Source organism: Algoriphagus sp. TR-M9 (assembly GCF_027594545.1).
GTDB classification, from domain to species: domain Bacteria; phylum Bacteroidota; class Bacteroidia; order Cytophagales; family Cyclobacteriaceae; genus Algoriphagus; species Algoriphagus halophytocola.
In genome coordinates this window covers 4,508,778-4,528,977 of the sequence record NZ_CP115160.1, presented here as the reverse complement: position 1 = coordinate 4,528,977, position 20,200 = coordinate 4,508,778, and the positions used below count along the sequence as shown (strand labels likewise).

Annotated in this window: 20 protein-coding genes; 8 read left to right on the top strand and 12 right to left on the bottom strand. The window is 44.2% G+C overall.

Annotated features, from left to right (window positions below):
• Positions 1–46 precede the first annotated feature (46 nt).
• Entirely contained in the window at positions 47–1,273 is a 1,227-nt protein-coding gene (locus tag PBT90_RS19380; protein ID WP_264808150.1) for a Glu/Leu/Phe/Val dehydrogenase dimerization domain-containing protein, read from the top strand.
• A gap of 181 nt (positions 1,274–1,454) precedes the next feature.
• Positions 1,455–2,966, top strand: coding sequence for a sodium:proton antiporter (locus tag PBT90_RS19375; RefSeq protein WP_264808149.1), 1,512 nt, complete (start codon positions 1,455–1,457; stop codon positions 2,964–2,966).
• Here the strand turns inward: PBT90_RS19375 and PBT90_RS19370 are convergent.
• A complete protein-coding gene (locus PBT90_RS19370) occupies positions 2,963–3,556 on the bottom strand; it encodes a DNA-3-methyladenine glycosylase I (RefSeq protein ID WP_264808148.1) in 594 nt (197 codons plus the stop codon). The genes PBT90_RS19375 and PBT90_RS19370 overlap by 4 nt on opposite strands.
• 88 nt (positions 3,557–3,644) lie before the next feature.
• On the opposite strand from PBT90_RS19370, the gene alr reads away from it, so the two are divergent.
• Positions 3,645–4,799 (top strand): alanine racemase, encoded by a 1,155-nt coding sequence (gene alr / locus PBT90_RS19365; protein WP_264808147.1) that lies wholly within the window; start codon positions 3,645–3,647, stop codon positions 4,797–4,799.
• Here the strand turns inward: alr and purU are convergent.
• The 8 genes from purU to rfbC all read right to left on the bottom strand — a co-directional run bounded on the left by purU (position 4,796) and on the right by rfbC (position 12,001).
• Complete coding sequence (gene purU / locus PBT90_RS19360) at positions 4,796–5,650, bottom strand: formyltetrahydrofolate deformylase (protein WP_264808146.1); 855 nt, start codon at positions 5,648–5,650, stop codon at positions 4,796–4,798. The genes alr and purU overlap by 4 nt on opposite strands.
• Before the next feature lie 9 nt (positions 5,651–5,659).
• On the bottom strand, positions 5,660–6,397 hold the full coding sequence (locus tag PBT90_RS19355; RefSeq protein WP_264808145.1) for a shikimate dehydrogenase family protein: 738 nt from the start codon (positions 6,395–6,397) through the stop codon (positions 5,660–5,662).
• Positions 6,394–7,329: a DUF368 domain-containing protein gene (locus tag PBT90_RS19350; protein ID WP_264808144.1), complete on the bottom strand. Its 936-nt coding sequence runs from the start codon at positions 7,327–7,329 to the stop codon at positions 6,394–6,396. The genes PBT90_RS19355 and PBT90_RS19350 overlap by 4 nt, the downstream gene beginning before the upstream one ends.
• A gap of 58 nt (positions 7,330–7,387) precedes the next feature.
• Positions 7,388–8,158: a phosphosulfolactate synthase gene (locus tag PBT90_RS19345; protein ID WP_270130730.1), complete on the bottom strand. Its 771-nt coding sequence runs from the start codon at positions 8,156–8,158 to the stop codon at positions 7,388–7,390.
• A 16-nt stretch (positions 8,159–8,174) separates the two neighbouring features.
• Positions 8,175–9,590: a tetratricopeptide repeat protein gene (locus PBT90_RS19340; RefSeq protein WP_264808142.1), complete on the bottom strand. Its 1,416-nt coding sequence runs from the start codon at positions 9,588–9,590 to the stop codon at positions 8,175–8,177.
• A gap of 145 nt (positions 9,591–9,735) precedes the next feature.
• Positions 9,736–10,689, bottom strand: a complete 954-nt coding sequence (locus tag PBT90_RS19335) for an NAD-dependent epimerase/dehydratase family protein (RefSeq protein WP_264808141.1) — start codon at positions 10,687–10,689, stop codon at positions 9,736–9,738.
• A gap of 14 nt (positions 10,690–10,703) precedes the next feature.
• Positions 10,704–11,450 carry a tyrosine-protein phosphatase gene (locus PBT90_RS19330; RefSeq protein WP_264808140.1) on the bottom strand — a complete coding sequence of 249 codons (747 nt, stop codon included), beginning with the start codon at positions 11,448–11,450 and terminating at the stop codon, positions 10,704–10,706.
• The gene (gene rfbC / locus PBT90_RS19325; RefSeq protein ID WP_270130727.1) at positions 11,450–12,001 is read right to left on the bottom strand and encodes a dTDP-4-dehydrorhamnose 3,5-epimerase; all 552 of its coding nucleotides are present in this window, start codon (positions 11,999–12,001) and stop codon (positions 11,450–11,452) included. The genes PBT90_RS19330 and rfbC overlap by 1 nt, the downstream gene beginning before the upstream one ends.
• 199 nt (positions 12,002–12,200) lie before the next feature.
• Between rfbC and hflX the strand changes: the two genes are divergently transcribed.
• The 3 genes from hflX (at position 12,201) to PBT90_RS19310 (ending at position 16,681) form a co-directional block, all read left to right on the top strand.
• Positions 12,201–13,448 carry a GTPase HflX gene (gene hflX, locus PBT90_RS19320; RefSeq protein ID WP_264808138.1) on the top strand — a complete coding sequence of 416 codons (1,248 nt, stop codon included), beginning with the start codon at positions 12,201–12,203 and terminating at the stop codon, positions 13,446–13,448.
• 394 nt (positions 13,449–13,842) lie between these two features.
• Positions 13,843–14,910: a PAS domain-containing sensor histidine kinase gene (locus tag PBT90_RS19315; protein WP_264808137.1), complete on the top strand. Its 1,068-nt coding sequence runs from the start codon at positions 13,843–13,845 to the stop codon at positions 14,908–14,910.
• A 103-nt stretch (positions 14,911–15,013) separates the two neighbouring features.
• A complete protein-coding gene (locus PBT90_RS19310; RefSeq protein ID WP_264808136.1) occupies positions 15,014–16,681 on the top strand; it encodes a PQQ-dependent sugar dehydrogenase in 1,668 nt (555 codons plus the stop codon).
• Between the two features lie 16 nt (positions 16,682–16,697).
• Here PBT90_RS19310 and PBT90_RS19305 read toward each other — a convergent pair whose 3' ends face one another.
• From PBT90_RS19305 to PBT90_RS20480, 3 genes are read right to left on the bottom strand one after another with little or no spacing between them, the layout of a single operon-like run.
• Entirely contained in the window at positions 16,698–16,871 is a 174-nt protein-coding gene (locus tag PBT90_RS19305) for a PLDc N-terminal domain-containing protein (RefSeq protein ID WP_264808135.1), read from the bottom strand.
• Position 16,872: 1 nt separating this feature from the next.
• Positions 16,873–17,103 carry a PLD nuclease N-terminal domain-containing protein gene (locus PBT90_RS19300; RefSeq protein ID WP_264808134.1) on the bottom strand — a complete coding sequence of 77 codons (231 nt, stop codon included), beginning with the start codon at positions 17,101–17,103 and terminating at the stop codon, positions 16,873–16,875.
• A 9-nt stretch (positions 17,104–17,112) separates the two neighbouring features.
• Positions 17,113–17,280, bottom strand: a complete 168-nt coding sequence (locus tag PBT90_RS20480; RefSeq protein ID WP_396127655.1) for a PLD nuclease N-terminal domain-containing protein — start codon at positions 17,278–17,280, stop codon at positions 17,113–17,115.
• Positions 17,281–17,452: 172 nt separating this feature from the next.
• Between PBT90_RS20480 and PBT90_RS19295 the strand changes: the two genes are divergently transcribed.
• Together PBT90_RS19295 and PBT90_RS19290 are read left to right on the top strand one after the other, a co-directional pair.
• Positions 17,453–20,005, top strand: coding sequence for a M14 metallopeptidase family protein (locus PBT90_RS19295; protein ID WP_264808133.1), 2,553 nt, complete (start codon positions 17,453–17,455; stop codon positions 20,003–20,005).
• Between the two features lie 37 nt (positions 20,006–20,042).
• The gene (locus tag PBT90_RS19290) at positions 20,043–20,177 is read left to right on the top strand and encodes a hypothetical protein (RefSeq protein WP_264808132.1); all 135 of its coding nucleotides are present in this window, start codon (positions 20,043–20,045) and stop codon (positions 20,175–20,177) included.
• Positions 20,178–20,200 lie beyond the last annotated feature (23 nt).

The window sequence follows — 20,200 nt, the reverse complement described above, 5'->3', positions numbered from 1 at the left end:
GGGGTGTTTATTTTTCTATTTTTGTGCCAGATATAAACCCATATACATGCAAGATTTACTGAAAAAGTTTGAAAACAAGAAACCCGAAATCACCTTTGAATGGAGCGACAGCGAGACAGAGGCTGAAGGATGGGTAGTGATCAATTCACTCAGAGGCGGAGCCGCAGGAGGTGGCACCCGCATGCGCAAAGGGCTGGACAAGCGCGAGGTAGAGTCGCTTGCCAAAACCATGGAGGTGAAATTTACAGTCTCTGGCCCGGCCATAGGAGGTGCGAAATCAGGGATTAACTTTGACCCAAATGACCCTAGAAAAGATCAGGTACTTGACCGCTGGTACAAGGCGGTGATGCCCTTGCTGAAAAGCTACTACGGTACCGGTGGAGATCTGAATGTAGACGAAATCCATGAGGTCATACCCATCACAGAATCTTACGGCCTGTGGCATCCTCAGGAAGGCGTGGTCAATGGACATTACCATGCCACCGAACCGCAAAAAATCCGCAAAATAGGCCAGCTCAGACAGGGGGTTTCCAAAGTTTTAGAGGATCCTACTTTCACCCCAAATGGCCCTAAAAAATATACAGTCGCAGACATGATCACCGGGTACGGTGTAGCCGAAGCAGTGCGTCATTATTATAAAATATGGGGCGGTAAGCTCGAAGGTAAGCGAGCCATCATCCAAGGCTGGGGAAATGTAGGCGCTGCTGCTGCTTGCTTTCTGGCTGTAGAAGGGGTGAAAATAGTCGGGATCATTGACCGGGAAGGAGGCTTGATCCGGGAAGGAGGATTTTCTCTGGACGAAATCCGCTCCCTATTTGTGAAAAGAGCAGGCAATAAACTAGTCGCAGATGAACTGATCCCTTTTGAAGAAATCAACAGCAGAATCTGGGATTTGGAAAGTGAGATCTTTGTGCCAGCAGCAGCTTCCAGGCTGGTGACGCAGGAGCAGGCAGAGCGTCTGGTCAAAGCCGGACTAGAAGTGATTTCCTGTGGTGCAAATGTACCGTTTGCAGATTCTGAAATCTTCTTTGGCCCAATCGGAGCCTGGACAGATACCCAAGTTTCTGTGATTCCTGATTTCATCGCCAACTGCGGCATGGCCAGAGTCTTTGCCTACCTGATGAGTGAGCAGGCAGAGGTCACCGATCAGGCGATTTTCGCCGACGTGAGCAAAACCATAGAAAAAGCACTGAAAAAAGTCAAAAAGGAGAATCCAGAGAAAATTAAACTAGCTGAAAGTTCCTTTAAAATAGCCCTAGCTCAACTCGTGTAAAACCATTCTTTGCCTTTCACTTGATGGAGTTAATTTTTGATTAATTCCATCAAGAAGGCAATTTGTAATTGTGCTGTCTCCATCAAAAAGTGTAGTTTAGCACTAGCCACAGCACCATACCAACAATTAATTATTTCATTATATTAACCGAAAAGATCACCCAGCATACCCTACTAACCTAATGAAGAATTTTATCTTAAGTTTCTCCATACTTTTCGGAATGTTATTCTTTAATGGACTGGAGACAAAAGCAACCCCGGCCCAAACCATTGATTCTGAATATGTACTACTAGCTCAGGCAGATCATGATGATGCGGCTGCGCATATAGAAGGAGCGGAAGCTCATGCAGATGAGGAGCACCATGTCACCCCGGCATGGCTGGTCATTCCATTCGTAGTGTTACTACTGATGATCGCTACAGGGCCGTTGTTTTACGAGCATTTTTGGCACCAAAACTACCCAAAAATTGCTATTGCGCTGGCCATCCTGGTGGTCTCCTATTACTTATTTATCCTAGGCAATGTGCACGCACCTGTACACGCCCTTGCGGAATATGTACAGTTTATTGCTCTTTTGGCATCCCTGTACATAGCATCTGGAGGGATTTTGATAGAAATTGATAAAAAAGCCACTCCCATGGCAAATGTCTCCCTACTGCTGATCGGTGCATTAATCTCAAACCTAATCGGGACAACGGGAGCTTCCATGCTTTTGATCCGTCCCTTTATCCGACTAAACAAAGGTAATATCCAGGCTTATCACATCATTTTCTTCATCTTTATGGTGAGTAATGTAGGAGGCTCATTGACTCCAATAGGCGATCCCCCATTGTTTCTGGGTTTCCTGAAAGGGATTCCTTTCTTCTGGACCTTGGATCACAACTGGCCAGCTTGGATTTTTGCATTGCTGGCACTCGCCGTTGCGTTTTATTTTATTGACAAAAAGCTGGGCAGAGCCAATGACGACGGAGAGCTAGAGGAAACTACTTACACCAACAAGTTTTCTCTCATTGGGGTTAAGAATTTCGGATGGCTATTTATCATCATCTGTTCTGTTTTCTTGGATCCCAATGTAATCGAAGGTGTGCCTGCGATCGTATATGATGGGCAGAAATTCTCCTTTCTGAGAGAGATCATCATGCTTTCGGTAGCCTTTTTATCTTACAGATTTGCAGATCAGCGAGCCATCAAAGGCAATGAATTCAACTTCGAACCTATACGGGAAGTGGCCTTTATCTTTATCGGTATCTTTGGTACCATGATGCCAGCACTGGAGTTGGTGGGCACATTTGCGAAGTCACCGGAAGGAGCTGCCTTGATCTCTCACAATACCCTCTATTGGGGTACAGGCATTCTCTCAGGCTTCTTGGACAATGCCCCGACCTACCTGAATTTCCTGGCAGCTGCCATGGCGTCTAAAGGCGCTTCGATCAATAATATTGAGGAAGTACGGCAATTCGCTGCAGATGGGTATCATGATTCAGCATTTGAGCTGATGGCTATTGCCATTGCTTCTGTATTCTTCGGAGCGATGACATACATTGGCAATGGGCCAAACTTTATGGTAAAATCCATCGCCGAGCAAAGCGGTATCAAAATGCCTTCTTTCTTTGGATACATTATCCGGTTCTCTTTGCCGATCTTACTTCCGCTACTCCTCCTGGTTTGGCTGATTTTCTTTGCTTTCGCCTAAGGCTTCACTGCTGAGTACCGAAAGCAATCCACCAAGTGATCATTGACCAGGCCGGTAGCCTGCATGTGCGCATAAACGGTGGTGCTTCCCAAAAATTTGAATCCTCTTTTTTTGAGATCTTTTGCCAGGCGATCAGACTCCGGGCTGGTCGCTTGCGCTTCATCCATTGATTGGAGGCCGTTTTGGATAGGCTGACCTCCTACGAAAGACCAGATGTAAGTTGAAAAACTGCCGAATTCTTTCTGCACCTCCATAAATCGCTTGGCGTTATTGATGGCTGCCCGGATCTTCAGGGCATTTCTTACGATCCCCGGATCCTGCATTAATTCCTGTACATAGCTTTCAGGAAACTCTGCCACTTGCCTGTAATCGAAGTCTGCAAAAGCCTTGCGGTATCCCTCCCGCTTTTTCAGGATAGTAGCCCAGCTCAATCCTGCTTGTGCGGATTCTAAAATCAAAAACTCAAAATGTACCTGATCATCCCTTACCGGAACTCCCCATTCCTGATCATGGTAATCCACATACTCCTGAAAGCCCAGGCACCATGGACACCGGGGATTTGAATCATTCACTTCAAATTTTTTCTTCATTTTGTGCTACTTAAGGCAATAAAAGTAATGAAGAATTGGGATTAGGAAACAGAGCACAGTATTTTTTGACTTTAATTGACAGGATAAAATGATTGCAACCTCAACGCTGGAAATCAGCTCCAAAGCCTACAGACAAAACATCCGATACATCCGAAAAGAAATCGGACCACATCCGGTGATTTCTGCCGTAGTCAAAGGAAATGCGTACGGACATGGGATTGCCCAGATGGTAGAAATAGCGGAGAAAGCCGGGATTCGACATTTCAGCACCTTTAGCTCGGACGAAGCCTGGGAGGTTTATAACTACTCGAAAAGAGGTTCTGAAATCATGATTCTAGGTATGCTTTACCTGGAAGAACTGGAGGAGATTATTCGCAAAGGCATACAATTTTACGTTTTTGACTTTCAAAGGCTGGATGCGGCAATCGAAATTTCAAAAAAAATAGGAATCCCAGCCCGGGTTCATATAGAAATTGAGACCGGTTTTCACCGCACAGGTTTTGAGTGGGACGCCCGGGAGGAACTGGCCAGCAAGCTGCTGGAAAATCAGGAATTTCTAAGCGTTGAAGGGCTTTGCACGCACTATGCAGGAGCAGAATCTGTCAGCAATTTTGTGCGTGTGAAAAAACAAATCACCAAATACCACGATTTCAAAAGTTACTTTCTCGAAAGAAGCCTGCTATTCAACAAGTACCATACGGCCTGCTCTGCGGCAACTTTGATTTTTCCGGAGACCATTATGGATATGGTGAGAATAGGCATAGCCGGCTATGGTTTTTGGCCTACCAAGGAAACATTCTTTGCGAAGCTAAATGATCTTCCAAAAGGGAATAAAAACCCACTCAAGCGATTGATCACCTGGAAAAGTACCGTGATGAGTATCAAAAAGGTCAAAATGGGCGAATTTGTGGGCTATGGCAACAGCTACATGGCGCTGGAAAACATCAGCATGGCCATAGTGCCTGTAGGCTATGGGCATGGCTACAGCAGACTGCTCAGCAATCAAGGCACCGTACTGATCCAAGGGCAATATTGCCAGGTGGTAGGCACAGTCACCATGAACACCATAGCTGTGGACATCAGCAAGGTGAAAAATGTGAAAATAGACGATGAAGTGATCCTGATCGGAAAGCAAAAAGGAAAGGAAATCACAGTAGCTTCATTTTCAGAATCTACACAGCAGGTCAACTATGAATTACTGACTCGACTGCCTAAAGACATCCCGAGAAGAATCATCCCTTAATAAAAGATAACCGTCTTGTTTTTGAAGGCCAGCACCTTTCGGTCCAAGTGGTATTTGATAGCTTTGGAAAGCACGACTTTTTCCACATCCTGACCGATCTGAACCAGTTCAGATATGGTATTGTGATGCCTCACTCTGGCTACTTCCTGCTCTATGATAGGCCCGGCATCCAGCTCCTCAGTTACATAATGGGCTGTGGCTCCTATGATTTTCACGCCTCTTTCAAAGGCGGCATGGTAGGGTTTTGCACCTACGAAAGCAGGCAAAAAGGAATGGTGGATATTGATGATGCGATGCGGAAAATGGGCAATAAACTCCGGCGAAAGGATCTGCATATATCGCCCCAAAACCACAAAATCAACTTCATGCGCTTTCATCAGTTCGAGTTGATTTGCTTCTGCAGCGGCCTTAGTCTCTGGGGTGACAGGAATATGGTGAAAAGGTATCCTAAAGGCCTCCACTATATCTCGCAAAGACTCATGATTGGACACTACCAACGGGATATCCACCTCTAACTGTCCCGCATGATGCCTCCCTAAAATATCAAAGAGACAATGGGAAAGTTTGCTGACAAAAATGGCCATTCTCGGCTTGGGAAAATTAAAATGCAATTTAAACTCCATCTGAAATCTCTTCCCAACTTCCGCTTGGAAGCGCTCAGCAATCTCCTCTTTGTGCAAAGAAAAGGAGTCCAACTCCCAGGCAGCCCGCATGAAAAACATCCCCATCTCCTCATCTACATGCTGATCCACTTCCAAAATATTGCCTTGATAAGCGTATAAAAACTGAGAAACTTCGGCTACTATCCCCTTTTGGTCGGGGCACTGAATGATGAGTATGGCTTTTTTCATGATGCTCTATTAAGAATTCCAGATCTCCCAAGAAGCTTCTGCCTGAAGTATTAGCATTTCATGCCCATTTTTAGCTTTTCCTCCAGCATCCAAGCAAGCTTGCATTAGCGTAGTCACTGGAGGATTATATACCAAATCGTACACAAAATGAGATGGGGAAAATTGCTCCAGGGGAATGGCAGGCATGCCTTCCACATTTGGAAAAGTGCCAAGAGGCGTGGTATTCACAATCAGATGATGTGTCTTCATAATCTCCGGGTCAGCAGCAAGATCTTCGTAAGTGATTTGATCCTCATCTTCTATTCTTGAAACATAGAGAAACTCAATATCCAAATCTATCAATGCCTGCTTTACAGCTTTGGATGCTCCGCCAGTCCCTAAAATCAACGCTTTTACTTTCGCATCGCCAAGCCAGGGAGAAAGCGAATTTTTGAATCCTATGTAATCGGTATTATAACCTGTGCGAATCCCATCCTGGATATGAATACAATTTACTGCACCAATTTCCTCACAGGCTTCTTCCAGATCATCCATCAATGCTATGACATCTTCCTTGTGGGGAATAGTCACATTGATGCCTTCTATCTCTGGATTTTCCTCTAGAATATCTTCCAAGTCTCGTGCATCGGGGATGTCATACAATTCATAGGTACAGCCCTCAATCCCTTCCTTTTCAAATTTCTCTGAGAAAAATTTCTTTGAAAAAGAATGTGTCAAAGGATGTCCTATCAGTCCAAATTTTCTCATGATTTACTCAAATATGCTGCTAATCTATCTATACCAAAAACCAGAACTATTCCTAAAAGGAAAGCCATGCTTGCCCACATCAGGTTAGGTTCCATACCCGTCTGCTCTAGGTAGGCTGAAGGAGAAAGGTTTTCGGTCAAAAAGGGCTTTTGCTCCCCGCTGGAAGAGGTCCTGTAAGCAGTGACTATCTTCCATGGCCAAAGTTTATTGATAGACCCAAGCATAAAACCTGATAACAATCCAATGGTAAGGGAGTAAAACCGCTTTAACAGCCAAGAAATCACTCTACTGAAACTCAATAGGCCTATGATACATCCTACCGCAAAAACGCCAAGCGTCACAAAATCACGTTCTGAAACTGCTTGGAGAATCCTTTCGTACTGACCCAAAATAAGCAGAATAAAACTCCCGCTTATCCCCGGCAAAATCATAGCACAAATCGCAATAGCTCCTGCCAGGAATGTAAACCATACTGCATCTGGGCTACTAGTCGGCGGAAGCTCGGTAATGAAATAAGCCACCACAGTGCCAAGGATCAAAGCAATCACTACACCTAAGCTCCAGTTTTTGATATCCTTCAGAATAAGAAAAGCACTGATCAGAATCAAACCACAGAAAAATGACCACAGCGGAATGGGATGCTCCAGCATGAGGAACGTGATAAGCTTGGAAAGAGAGAAAATGCTGGTCAAAATCCCCAAAAACAAGCTGATCAAAAAGGCTCCGTTCACTGCTTGGAAAAAAGCTTTAAACTGAAATTTGATTAATAGCTTCAGATTATCCCCATTGAATGAATTGATGCTCCGCAGTAGCTCCTCGTAGATGCCCGTGATCAGTGCTATGGACCCTCCTGATACGCCAGGTACTATATCCGCTGCTCCCATACCCATACCTTTCAGGTAAGTGAGTATATATTTTTTGATAAAATCCATGGTCAAAAATAAAGGCTGATCAGAGTTATCCAATCAGCCTAATATGAGTTGAGTAGTATTACAATTTAATTTCTCCCAAAAAGTGATCAAATGTATCTCCTCTCAGTCCCAATCGGATCGTTTCCAAAGGAATCACTTCAGATGGACTGATGTTTCCAAGATTTACATTGGCACCGATCAGTTTGATAAACCACACTTGCTGGGATTTGATAGGGGCTTCCCAGATAATACGTTCTTCCGGGATTTGCGTCAAAATTTCCTCTACCAGTCCCTGCCTCACTTCACCTGAATCTCTGAACAGCCCCACGTTTCCACCTTCTCTGGCTTCTCCGATTACTTTCCAGGCTCCAGCGTCCAGTTCAGTCTGCATCTGCTCTATCCACTTATATGGTGGGATGATTTTCGCGGCATCTTTAGATCCCACTTCGGAAAGTACCGTTACCTGCTGAGCTAGGGTGGAGATGAATTCGCACTTTTTATCATGATTGAGGGAGATCGATCCATCAGACACCTCCGCAAAAGAGAGGTTATAGCGGTCGAGAACTTTTCTATAATCATCAAACTGCCCTCTTACTATAAAAGCTTCAAAGAGTGTTCCTCCCAGATAAACAGGAATTCCAGCTTCTTTGTAAATAGCAAGTTTCTCACTGAGGTTTTTAGTCACATAAGATGTAGCCCAACCGAGTTTTACGATATCCACGTAATCTGCACAACTGTCAACAAAATCTTCGGTGGCTCTTAGGCTAAGGCCTTTGTCCATGGCCATGGTAAATCCCTTTGTCCGTGGCTTTTCAGTCCGAACGGGGATATTATTCAGCTCATAATTCATTAGCTAGGTTTTAATGTTAGGACTCGGGACTTTCCTCCCGATATTGGGCAATTATCTTATACAAGGCCTTCTGCTGCTTCAGCTCAGGCATGAGATCGTATAAGACCGTATGCTTTTCGAAGTCCAAAGTTAACCCATTTTCCAAAAATGAAAACGCCTCTTTGTAATTGCCCATTTTGATCAGGTAAACTACCATGCGATAATACAGCTCTGCTTCTTCAGGAAGCTCCTCTATTCCTTCTCTGGTCACGTCTATCGCCTCTTCAAATCTGTTCTGCTCATGATAGATAAGTGCCAGATTTATATAGGTTTCCAGAATCCCAGGCTCCAGATTGATCGCTTCTTCATACGCTTCAGAGCTCGCCTGCATATTTCCCAATTGAAATTCTGCATCGGCCAGTCCTACCCAATAATTCGGATTTTCTTTCGTGAGTTTGAGGGCTTTCTTAAAATAATGTATGGCTTCGAAGTACTTTTCCTTCTTTAGCATGCACATCCCCAGCCCAAACCAAGCATCATCATACTCCTCATCAAATTTTGCTGATTTTTTGAAGTACTTGAAAGCCTCGTCTATCTTATTGAGTTTTTCATAAGCAGCGCCTATGTAGCAGCAGTTTTCTGAATTAGCCCCTTCACAGTTAATGGTGTTTTGATAGGCTTCCAGTGCGAGCTCGTATTGCTTGGTATTCATCAGGGCATTGCCCAGATTAAAATAGGCTGATGCAAAGGTATCGTCGATCAGAATGGCATAATCGTAGGCTTTGATCGCATCTTCATATCTACCGAGGCGATTGTACACCACCCCCAGATTATACCAAGCCCCTGCGCTGTAAGGATCCTGATCGATAAATTCCTGATAGAAATGCAAAATCTCATCAAAGGACCCTTCTTCTTCTGTGATCATGGCCAGCTGAAACAGGGCATCTTCATGGTTGATGCGGTTTTTCACTGCTTCCTTGAAGTAGTAGCTGGCTTTTTCGTTTTTGTTCTGAACCCGGTACAGGTTACCCAGAGAATAATAGACCTCAGCCTTATCCTCTGCCAGAGGTAGGAAATTTTCCAGAATTTCTATCCCAAATTGCGGTGTGCCTGCAAGAATATGGGCATTTGCCAATGCCAAAATAATCTCCTCATTGTTTGGAGATATATTATTGATGTTTTCCAGGATTTCTAAACCTTCTTCCAGCTCATCGTTGAATATCAAACACTGCGCCTTGAGCAGCTTGATCTCTACCGAAAACGGAAACCTCTCCAGTGAAAATTCTGATGCCCGAAGTGCCTTCAGAAATTTCTGCTGATCAAAATAAAAGCGGATAACATCTTCCAGTTCCTCCTCTTCAAAATAAAGGTCCAGATTGGATTTTAGGGAATTTTCAAACCGTTCTACCAGCTTTTTGTCGTTTTCCCAATCTTGATCGTGATCTCCAGTCATTAGGATGTTTTATGGTTTATTTAAGTTACCAAATTATTTGGTCTCTCAAAGTCTCGATTTGTTAATTTTTGTAAGAAGGTACACCCCTAATCACTACTAGGAATACGCAACGTAAAAAAGCAAACGCTTCCCTTCTCCAATTAGTTTATTTTGCGGCAAGAAAGGTGTCTTTCAAGGAGGTATACTTTGGATTGAGCACGCGATTGACCTTAGCATTGTCGAAAAACACTTTCTGCTGGGAAAGCAAAGCAGATTTTTTACCCAATTGCACTTTGCTCAGCCCGACTTTTCGCAGAATACTGCTTCCGAAAACCACTAGGTTTAAAAGGTTTCCGGAAAGAGGCCTGGATGGAGCTTTTTTTCCAAATACTCCGGCCATCTCTGCAAAAAACTCCTGATAGGAAATACGCGCATTGTTCAATATGAAGCGCTCTCCCCAGTGATTATTCTCCACAAGTGCTCTTACTTGCTGGGCCGCATCACGCACATCTATGTAATTCAGATCGCCTACAGGATAATACTTTCTTTCTTCCAAAACATACTGATAAATGTCAGTGGAGCTCCTATCGTCCTTGATTTTCCCCAGAAGAATGGATGGGTTTACGACCAGCAATTCCAATCCTTCCTGCTCTCCTCTCCAGGCTTCTAACTCAGCCAGATATTTTGACACCCCGTAATCCGTGTTCAGCGGGGATTTGACCCATTTAAAATTCTCATCTATCCTGGATTGCTCAGCACTTCGCCCTATAGCCGAGACCGAACTGACGTAAACCAGTTTGGGAACCCCACTGTTCAGCATCGCATTCACCACATGGGTAGTCCCTTTGACATTCACCTCATGCAGCAGCTCCTCATGTTTTGGATCAAATGAGACTTTGCCCGCGGCATGAATCACTAGATCAATACCACGCATGGCTTCCTCCAGCGATGCGATATCCGAAAGATCGCCCTCATGCCAGGTAACCGGAAAATCACTACCCTCCAGCAATCTCGCAGAGGAGTTCTTTCTACGAAAGCCATGTATTTCGCCCATGGGGGCAAACTCCCTAGCCAGGTAGCTTCCAAATAATCCAGTAATACCAGTGATGAGGATTTTCATTGACTAAGGAAAAATCAAAGCGTAGTATTCAGCAGGTTTAGCTGCTTGATTTTATCGTAAACCTTTGACTTTGGCAGGGTTTCCAGCATGTCCAGATACCGGGGGTTGTGGCAGTCTGTACCAAAGAAACGGACCTGACCTGTCTCAAGCAGCGACTCCCCAAAATCCTTCACCTGCTTGGAGTAAAACCCCGTCAAAGAAAGGAGATTCACCTGGAAAAGTATGTTTCTATCCAGAAGGTCTTCCAGAAGTTTCTTATCAGCAATCAGGTATTGGTAGCGCTCTGGGTGCGCCAGAATAGGCTTGAAACCAGCCATTTCCAATTGGAAGATAATTTCAAGCAACATTTGCGGTTTATTGATAAAACCTGTTTCTACCAAAATGTAATTGTCCCCGAAGGTGAGTACCTCTTGCCCTTCCTTGATTTTCTCCAGAAAGATTTCATCCATGTAGTATTCGGCCGCAGCGTCTATCTCCACATTGATCCCTTCTTTTTTGGCAGCCTTGCGTAGATCCTCCAAGCCCATCCGGATGATTTCAGGAGTATTTCTATAGTACTCAGACATGATATGCGGAGTGGTGATAATCTTTCTCAGACCATAATCTTCCATACGCTTGATCAGGTGCAGAGACTCCTCCATAGTCTTAGAGCCATCATCTATCCCAGGAATCAGGTGGGAGTGCATATCCACTTCCAGCCAACCCAGATGTAAATCTTCGATTATTTCTGGCTTCTTTTTAAAAAGGTCTAAAAACCCCATTACAATCCTCCTTCACTTAATTTAAATTCTTCGATAGTCGGCCAATCTTTGTCCTTCTCTGAGATGATCGGCTCAGATACTCGCCAATCTATGGCCAATTTTGGGTCATTCCAGCGTATTCCTCCTTCACTTTCCTTGTGGTAATAATTAGAACACTTGTAGGCAAAAATCGCATCTTCCAAAACTGAAAACCCATGAGCAAAACCTACGGGTACGTACATTAGATTGTTTGCCTCAGTGGTCAACAATGCTGAATAGCTTTGCCCAAAAGTAGGAGAATCCTTTCTTAGATCTACGACTACATCCAGCACCTTGCCTTGGATCACCCGCACCAGTTTGGCCTGAGCATATTCACCACGCTGAAAATGCAGGCCACGAACGGTTCCTTTTTGAGAAAAGCTCTGATTGTCCTGCACCCAGCCATGCGCAACTCCTTCTTGCTGAAGCCAATCTTCACGATACGACTCAAAGAAATAGCCTCTTTGATCTTTAAAAACTTTTGGAAATATTTCTAAAACCCCTGCTAGGGCTGTTTGCTTGATTTCGACCATTGGGTGTGGGTTGGGTTCAGCTCACTACAGCAAAATAACCACTGGACATCGCAGTATCCTAAACAATTGTAAGGAAATATGCCGAACTTTGCGACATTCTATCAATCGAATTGCAAATTCACTCCTGCTCAAGGCCTTTTGCAGCACCGGAGAAACTAATTTACGCTGTTTCGCATTGTTTGGATATAGCATTAAATCTATGAGCAAATACTCCAGAAAACTTCAAAAACTATTCGATACCTCCGTGGAGCAGGAAACTGCTGTTCTAGTAAGCATAGTGCGTCAGCAGCAATCTGAACAGGAGACCGAGGAACATTTGGATGAACTCGCATTTTTGACCGAAACTCTCGGTGCCAAAACCGTATACCGATTCACCCAGAAAATGGAAAAACCTGACATCCGAACCTTTGTGGGATCAGGAAAACTGGAGGAAATTCAGGCTTACATTAAGCATTTTGAGGTGGACATGGTCATATTCGATGATGACTTATCCCCTTCGCAAATGCGAAATCTAGAAAATGAACTCAAGGTAAAAATCTACGATAGATCCCTTTTGATTCTGGATATTTTCCTGAAAAGAGCCCAGACTGCACAGGCCAAAACCCAAGTGGAACTGGCAAGATTCCAATACCTCCTGCCTAGATTGACCAGAATGTGGACTCACCTGGAGCGGCAAAGAGGTGGTACATCTACCCGTGGAGGAGCAGGTGAAAAGGAGATCGAAACAGATAAGCGAAACATACGAAACCGCATCACCCTGCTGAAGCAAAAGCTACGAGAAATCGAAAAACAAGGCGAAACGCAACGTAAAGGCAGAAAAGGAATAGTCCGCGTGGCCGTGGTAGGTTATACCAATGTGGGTAAAAGCACACTGATGAACCTGATCACCAAGACGGACATCCTAGCCGAAAACAAGCTTTTTGCCACGGTAGATTCCACCGTGCGCAAGGTGGTGCTGGACACTATTCCATTTCTGTTGTCAGATACGGTAGGTTTCATACGCAAGCTCCCTACTCACCTGATCGAGGCGTTTAAATCCACCCTAGATGAGATCCGAGAGGCAGATCTACTGGTGCATGTGGTGGATATATCACATCCGCACTTCGAAGACCACATTGCCGTAGTCACCCAGACGCTTAATGAGATCAAAGCTGGAGATAAGCCTGTTCTCCTGGTCTTTAATAAAACGGATCTGGTAGAAACCATGCCCAGTGAGGAAGAAAGCATGAACATGTCCGAGCATGAACTAGAAGAGGCAAATTATGTGGATTTTGCTGCACTGGCAGAGTCCTATGGCAAAAAAACCGGTATTCCGCCGGTCTTCATGGCCGCTGGTAATGGTACCAATGTGGAGGAATTTCGTGAAGCGCTGATCACTGAAGTGAAAAAACAACACCGTAAAATCTACCCGCACTACCTAGATGATCAGACTTTCAGTATAAACTAAAAGAAGCGGGCCCTGTATTAATTTTATCTGAATATCCGCTTTTCTACCAGTAAAGAGGCAAAAGCAATGTAGGATATGTTAAACTTAACAAATGAGGCCGCTTCAGCCTGTCCCGCTCCTGCGAGAGTCTTCGGTCATCGGCCTTCCCACCAGATAAGCAAAGATTTTATGGCTACGGGCATCATTGCGGATAATCATTTGTTTTATGTAATACCCATTTGTTAGGAGGGTGGATTATACGCTGTGGAGCTCTTCGGTCCCCTTCCAGTTAGACAAAAGAATTCGGTTACCGCCAAGATTTCGTATTAATTTTTAACAACTAGAAATTATGCTTTAGTATTAAAGCGGAATATTTCTTATTCTCGTCTTCAAGTACAAAGGCTTTTTCAGCATTATGAACCCGGAATTTTCCAATTATTCTGTTTTCTTTGATCAAACTCCGGATTTAGTTTGCATCGCTGGATACGACGGTTATTTCAAAAAAATAAACCCGGCCGTACCACAGGCGCTAGGATATACCTATGAGGAGCTTTACTCCAAACCCATCAAGGAGTTTATTCATCCAGCCGACAGAGACAAAACTGCCACCGTGAGAGATGAACTCTTGCGTGATACTACACTTACCAATTTTGAAAACCGCTACCTGACCAAATCCGGCGAAATCGTATGGCTTTCCTGGACTTCCCAGCCCATAGCGGATTCGCAGGTGGTCTTTGCGATAGCAAAGAATATCACACAGAAAAAACAGCTGGAAAACGACAGAAATGCGCTGCTAACCAATCTTACTGAGATTAATAAAGGGCTGCGGCATTTGGGCTACATGACTTCCCATGACCTGAGGTCTCCTGTCAGCAATATTCTCTCGATTTTTGAGCTGATTGATTCGAGCAAAATCACCGATCCGGAAACTTTGGAATACCTGGATCTTTTCAAGGTCTGCTGTGAAGATTTGAAAGAAAAACTGGACCAATTCTCGGTGGATCTCAAGGAAAAGCAATCCCTGCACATTCCATTTGAAAATATTCTGCTGGAAGATGTGGTGAATAGAATATCCAAATCCATCGGTACTTTATTGCAAATCTCTCAAGCCCAAGTCGATATGGATTTTGAGCAGGTTCCTAGTATACATTCCAATCAAACTTATCTGGAAAGTATATTTCTAAACCTGATCAGCAATTCCATTAAATATAAAAAAGCTGGGGCCCGCCCACATATTAAAATTTGCTCCAGTTTAAAAAACGGATTCGTTCACCTCACATTTGCTGACAATGGGATAGGTTTTGATATGACTGAAGTAAAGGATAAAATTTTCGGTTTTCAGCAGACCTTTCACCAAAATTCAGACAGCCGGGGGATTGGACTTTATCTGGTTTATAACCATGTGCAAAGCCTAGGTGGAAAAATCAAGGTAGACAGCACACCCGGAGTAGGCACTATTTTCACACTTATTCTGAAACCTTAACCCACTAGACTACAAATCACTAACTAGCCTACAATACAGGACAGTCAGGTGGAATTAACTGTTTTCTTTGGCAGAATTCAGCAAAATCTACTATTTAGCAGGCATGAAATTATCTTTAGGCACTCTTTTATTCTCTTCTCTTTTAATATTCTCCTGTACAAAAAGCAATGAATTTGGTTCGGAAATCAGCACTGACGCCGAACAAATTGCGGCCGGAAAGACACTTTTTGAAAATAACTGCAGCACCTGTCATAACTTTCAGCAAGATGGAATCGGGCCAAACCTCAGCGGCATCACCCATCATGTAGAAACAGACTGGGTCAAAAACTTCATCAAGGACCCTTCCCTAGCCATAGAGTCCAAAGACCCTAGAGCAATGGCTCTATTTGAAAAATTCAAAACATACATGCCTCCTTTTGCTTCTTTGGGTGAAGAAGGCATTGACCAAATACTCGCTTACCTCCACACTTACGAGAGTTTACCGGATACCCTACCCCTGACCGGTCTGCAGGACCCTATCCCGGAGCCAGTTCCAGACTCCGGGATACGGGTGGAGCTGGAGCTATTCAGTCAGCTACCTGCTTCGGATGAAGCGCAGCCTTTGGCAAAAATGACCAAAATGGATGTTGTGCCAGGAACCAATCGCGTTTTTGTCAATGATCAGCGGGTAGGGTTATATGAGTTGATCGGTCAAAAACCGCAAATGTATTTGCCAATATTGGATCACAAACCGGAATTAATCAGCAAGCCAGGCTGGGCTACAGGAATGGCAAGCTTTAGCTTTCACCCGGAATTTACTGAAAATGGTCTTTTCTATACGGCCCACACCGAGCCTGGTGGCACGCTAGAACCTGATTATGGCTACCCGGATAGCATTCGGGTATTTATGCAGTGGGTTTTGACGGAGTGGCAGGCAGAGGATCCCGCGGCAGCTAGTTTCAAAGGTTCATCCCGGGAACTGCTCAGAATTGATATTCCTTCCCAGGCCCATGGTATGCAGGAACTGACCTTTAACCCAAATTCCAAACCAGGAGATGAGGATTATGGCTTACTTTTCATAGGCTTTGGTGATGGAGGACTGGCGGAGCAAAGAGCTGCCTATGTATCTGACAGTAAAGGTACACGGATCTATAGCAGCATTCTCAGGATTGATCCTCTAGGCAATGATAGTCCCAATGGGCAATATGGCATTCCCAAGAGCAACCCATTTGCTGGGGAGGCCGGTAAAGCTGGCGAGGTCTACGCCAATGGTTTCCGGAATCCGAACAGGGTTTTTTGGGATAAGAAAGGGAACATGTACGCCACCGACATCGGACAACATAGCGTAGAGGAAATCAATAAAATTGAAAAAGGTAATTTCTACGGCTGGCCGATTCGCGAAGGTAGGTTTATCATAAACCCTTACGGAAAATTCAATGAAATCTTCCCGCTAAAAGAAGACGACGAAAAGTACGGGGTAACCTACCCAATAGTCCAACTCGATCACGATGAGCTAGCAGCTATTTTTGCAGGGTATGTTATGCCCTATGGCCCGCTGGAAGGCAAATTGATTTTTGGAGACATCTTATCTGGGCGCTTATTCTTCACTGATCTGGATGACCCCGAAGCTGCAGGCGTTCAAAGTTGGGGTGTGCTATATGAAGGCCAGGAAATCAGCTTGCTGGAACTCTGTGGAGGAAAACGTGTGGATTTAAAATTTGGCCAAGATGCAGACGGGCAGGTGTATATCATGAGCAAAACAGAAGGAAAGATTTATCGGATAAAGAGATAAAACTGACGGTAGAAAACTAAATCCTCTTCCCCCTCCCAATCAAAAACCAAAGCACCGTGCCCAGCAAGGGTACCAGCACCACTATGATCACCCAGATTAGCTTATCGTTATCATTGGCAAAATTACTGATGATTACATCATAAATCGTGTAGGCATAGATCGCCAAGCCTATAATTCCTAGTCCAAACATATCAAGTAAAATTTCTGGATTTTGTGCCTTTCCCGATGACCAAATATATAAGTGGCCCGATCAGCTGTGCAAAAAGGATAATGACTATCCAAATGAGTTTCATGTTAGAATCCTTGAATTCTGAGCGGACAATATCCACCAAACAATATATCCAAAGTGCAAAATATAGCCCAACTAAAAACAACATCAATAAGGATCCTCCTCCTATATTCTGAATAAATAATGTAGTCATATTTTGTGTTTAATTTTTCGAAAAATCCGGATTAAACCCTCTTCTTCTGCGACGAGGATTGCTTTTTATGAAATAGAGCATCATCCCAAAAACCGGGGTAATCAGCAATAGAAGGATCCAAACCAGCTTCTCATGGGAATGTCTAAAGTCCTGCCTCATCATGAGATTATAGAGCACATAGCCGATGACCAGCAAATACAGTAAGCCGCCAAACTGTCAATAGGTAATGCTGTTAAAGTACTGATTTATTTCCATCTCTTTTCTTCAATTATTTTAACCATTGAACCAAAATAGCTTTTTTTAAGGATCTAAAGTATGAATTTAGCTAAAAGTTAAACTACCAATCTCTATGAAAAAAAGTCTGCTTGCGCTGCTTTTGTCCCTTTTTACGCTTTCTACCTATGCTCAGGTAGACATAAGCTATTACTTACCCGAAGGATATACTTACGATGAATCCATCCCTACACCTAAAGAAATTTTGGGCTATGAAGTAGGGGAATGGCATGTCAGCCATGACCAGCTGGTCATGTACATGAAGGCTGTGGCTGAGGCATCAGACCGTGTCACGTTTGAAGAAACGGGCAGAACTTACGAAAAAAGACCACAGGTTCTCCTTACTATCACTTCTCCTTCTAACCTGGGCAAAATAGACCAGATTAAAGCTGAAAGAGCCAAACTCCGTACTCCCGGGGCATCAGCAGACCTGGAAAATATGCCGGTGGTGATGTTTATGGGTTATTCAGTACATGGCAATGAAGCCAGTGGAGCAAATGCTTCACTTTTGGCGGCTTACCACTTTGCCGCTGCCAATGAAATCGAGGCCGAACTGGAAGACATCGTACTCCTATTAGACCCAGCCATCAATCCGGACGGTCTAAACCGGTTTGCTTCCTGGGTGAACAGCCACAAATCCTACAACATGAACGGTGACCCTAATAATGTGGAATTTAACGAAGCTTGGCCACGGGGAAGAACCAACCATTATTGGTTTGATCTGAATAGAGACTGGCTACCGGTACAGCACCCAGAATCCAGAAACCGCGTCAAGGTATTTCAGGAATGGCTTCCAAATATCCACTTGGATTTCCATGAAATGGGAACCAACAGCACCTTCTTTTTTCAGCCAGGAGTTCCGGCCAGAATGCACCCACTCACCCCTGAGAAGAACTTTGAGTTGACTGCCAAAATTGGTACCTATCACGCCAAGGCCTTGGACAAAATCGGCTCCCTGTATTTCAATCAGGAAAATTACGATGACTATTACTACGGCAAAGGTTCCACCTACCCAGATGTGCAGGGATCCATTGGGATTCTATTTGAGCAGGCTAGCTCCAGAGGGCACCTACAGGAAAGCGTCAATGGCATGCTGAGCTTTCCTTTCACCATCAGAAATCAATTTACCGCTAACCTTTCCTCCTACGAAGCCGCAAAGGAAATGAGGCAAGAACTGAATACTTTTATGGCTGATTTCTATGATGAAATCAAAAATGAAGTCTCCTCCGATCCTAATAAAGCTTACATATTCGGAAATGAGCAAGACGATGCCAAAAGCTTTCACCTCGCAGATTTGATCTTGCAGCATGACATCAAGGTATTCAGTCTGAACGAGGATATCACAGTGAATGGCACGCAGTTTAAAAGTGAAAACTCATTCATAGTCCCGGCAGATCAGCCTCAATACCGCCTGATCAAAGCCATGTTTGAAACCAGAAATACTTTCAAAGACAGCCTGTTCTATGATGTATCTGCCTGGACATACCCTATGGCATTCAACCTGGACTACATGGCGCTCAACTCCCAGATCCTAAATCTGGCAAACACAGAAGAGGTCACCAAAGATAACCTGACACTACAGCCAGGTCAGGTGATCGGCAACCCAGGAGCCTATGCTTATGCCATGGAATGGACAGATTACTATGCCCCTAAAGCTGCTTACAAACTAATGGAAGCAGGATTCCTGGTTCGTGTAGCGACTATGGAATTTGGAATGGATGATAAGCAATTCGGACGAGGAACCTTACTGATTTCCAAAGGAGAAAGCGGTCTGGATGATCAGGCTTTTTATCAAAAAATCTCAGAAATCGCAGCTGCATCTACAGTAGATATTTATGCACTCACCAGTGGCAATACCACAGGGATAAACCTAGGCTCTCCAAACATCACCCCACTGGATAAACCAGAAATCGCACTTTTGGTAGAAGGAGGAGTAAGCAGCTACGAAGCAGGAGAAATCTGGCACCTGATGGATCAGCGCTACGAGATTCCGATTACCCTACTTGCTATGGACAGAGTGAGCAGCAGTACCCTGGATAGATATAATGTATTGCTGATGCCTGATGGAAGATATAGTGGACTGGGCAAATCCGGTGCTTCCTCTATTCAGTCTTGGGTCGCCAGAGGCGGCACCTTGCTGGCAAAAGGTGGGGCCATTGAGTTTTTGGCGCAGCATGATATCGGTGACTTCGAATTCAGGGAAATAGCAGCTTCGGATTCCGCACTTCAGAAAAACTATGCAGACTACGATAATGCCAGAGGCGCAAAAGTCACCGGTGGTGCTATTTTCAATGCTCACTTGGATTTGACCCATCCGATTGGCTATGGGTACACCAAGGCTGATATTCACACTTTCAGAAATGACAACCTCTTTTTAGAACCTTCCAAAAACCCCTACGCTAATCCTTTGGTTTACACTGATCAGCCACTGGCTTCGGGATACTTACACCCATCCAACGTACCTGGACTCCAAAATGGCTCTGTGATCCAGGTGGCCGGTGTAGGAAGAGGACGGATAGTTGCCTTTACGGATAACATGAACTTCAGAGCATTCTGGTTTGGTACAAATAAATTGTATACAAATGCAATATTCTTTGGGCAGGTAATCCAAAGTGGAACTACCCGGTAAAAAGCATGGGCCTGTTTCAAAAGTATAGGTTACCGCTATGAGCGAAGTCGAAATGCATCCTAATTTACAGGAATTGGACTTCGCCTCCGCTCAAGCAGACATCGAAAAGCCTTTTGAGACAGCCCCTTCCTTCTTCAAAAAAGCTCAAACTATTCCTGACTCTATTGCGTAACAGCCTAAAACTCACAAAGACCT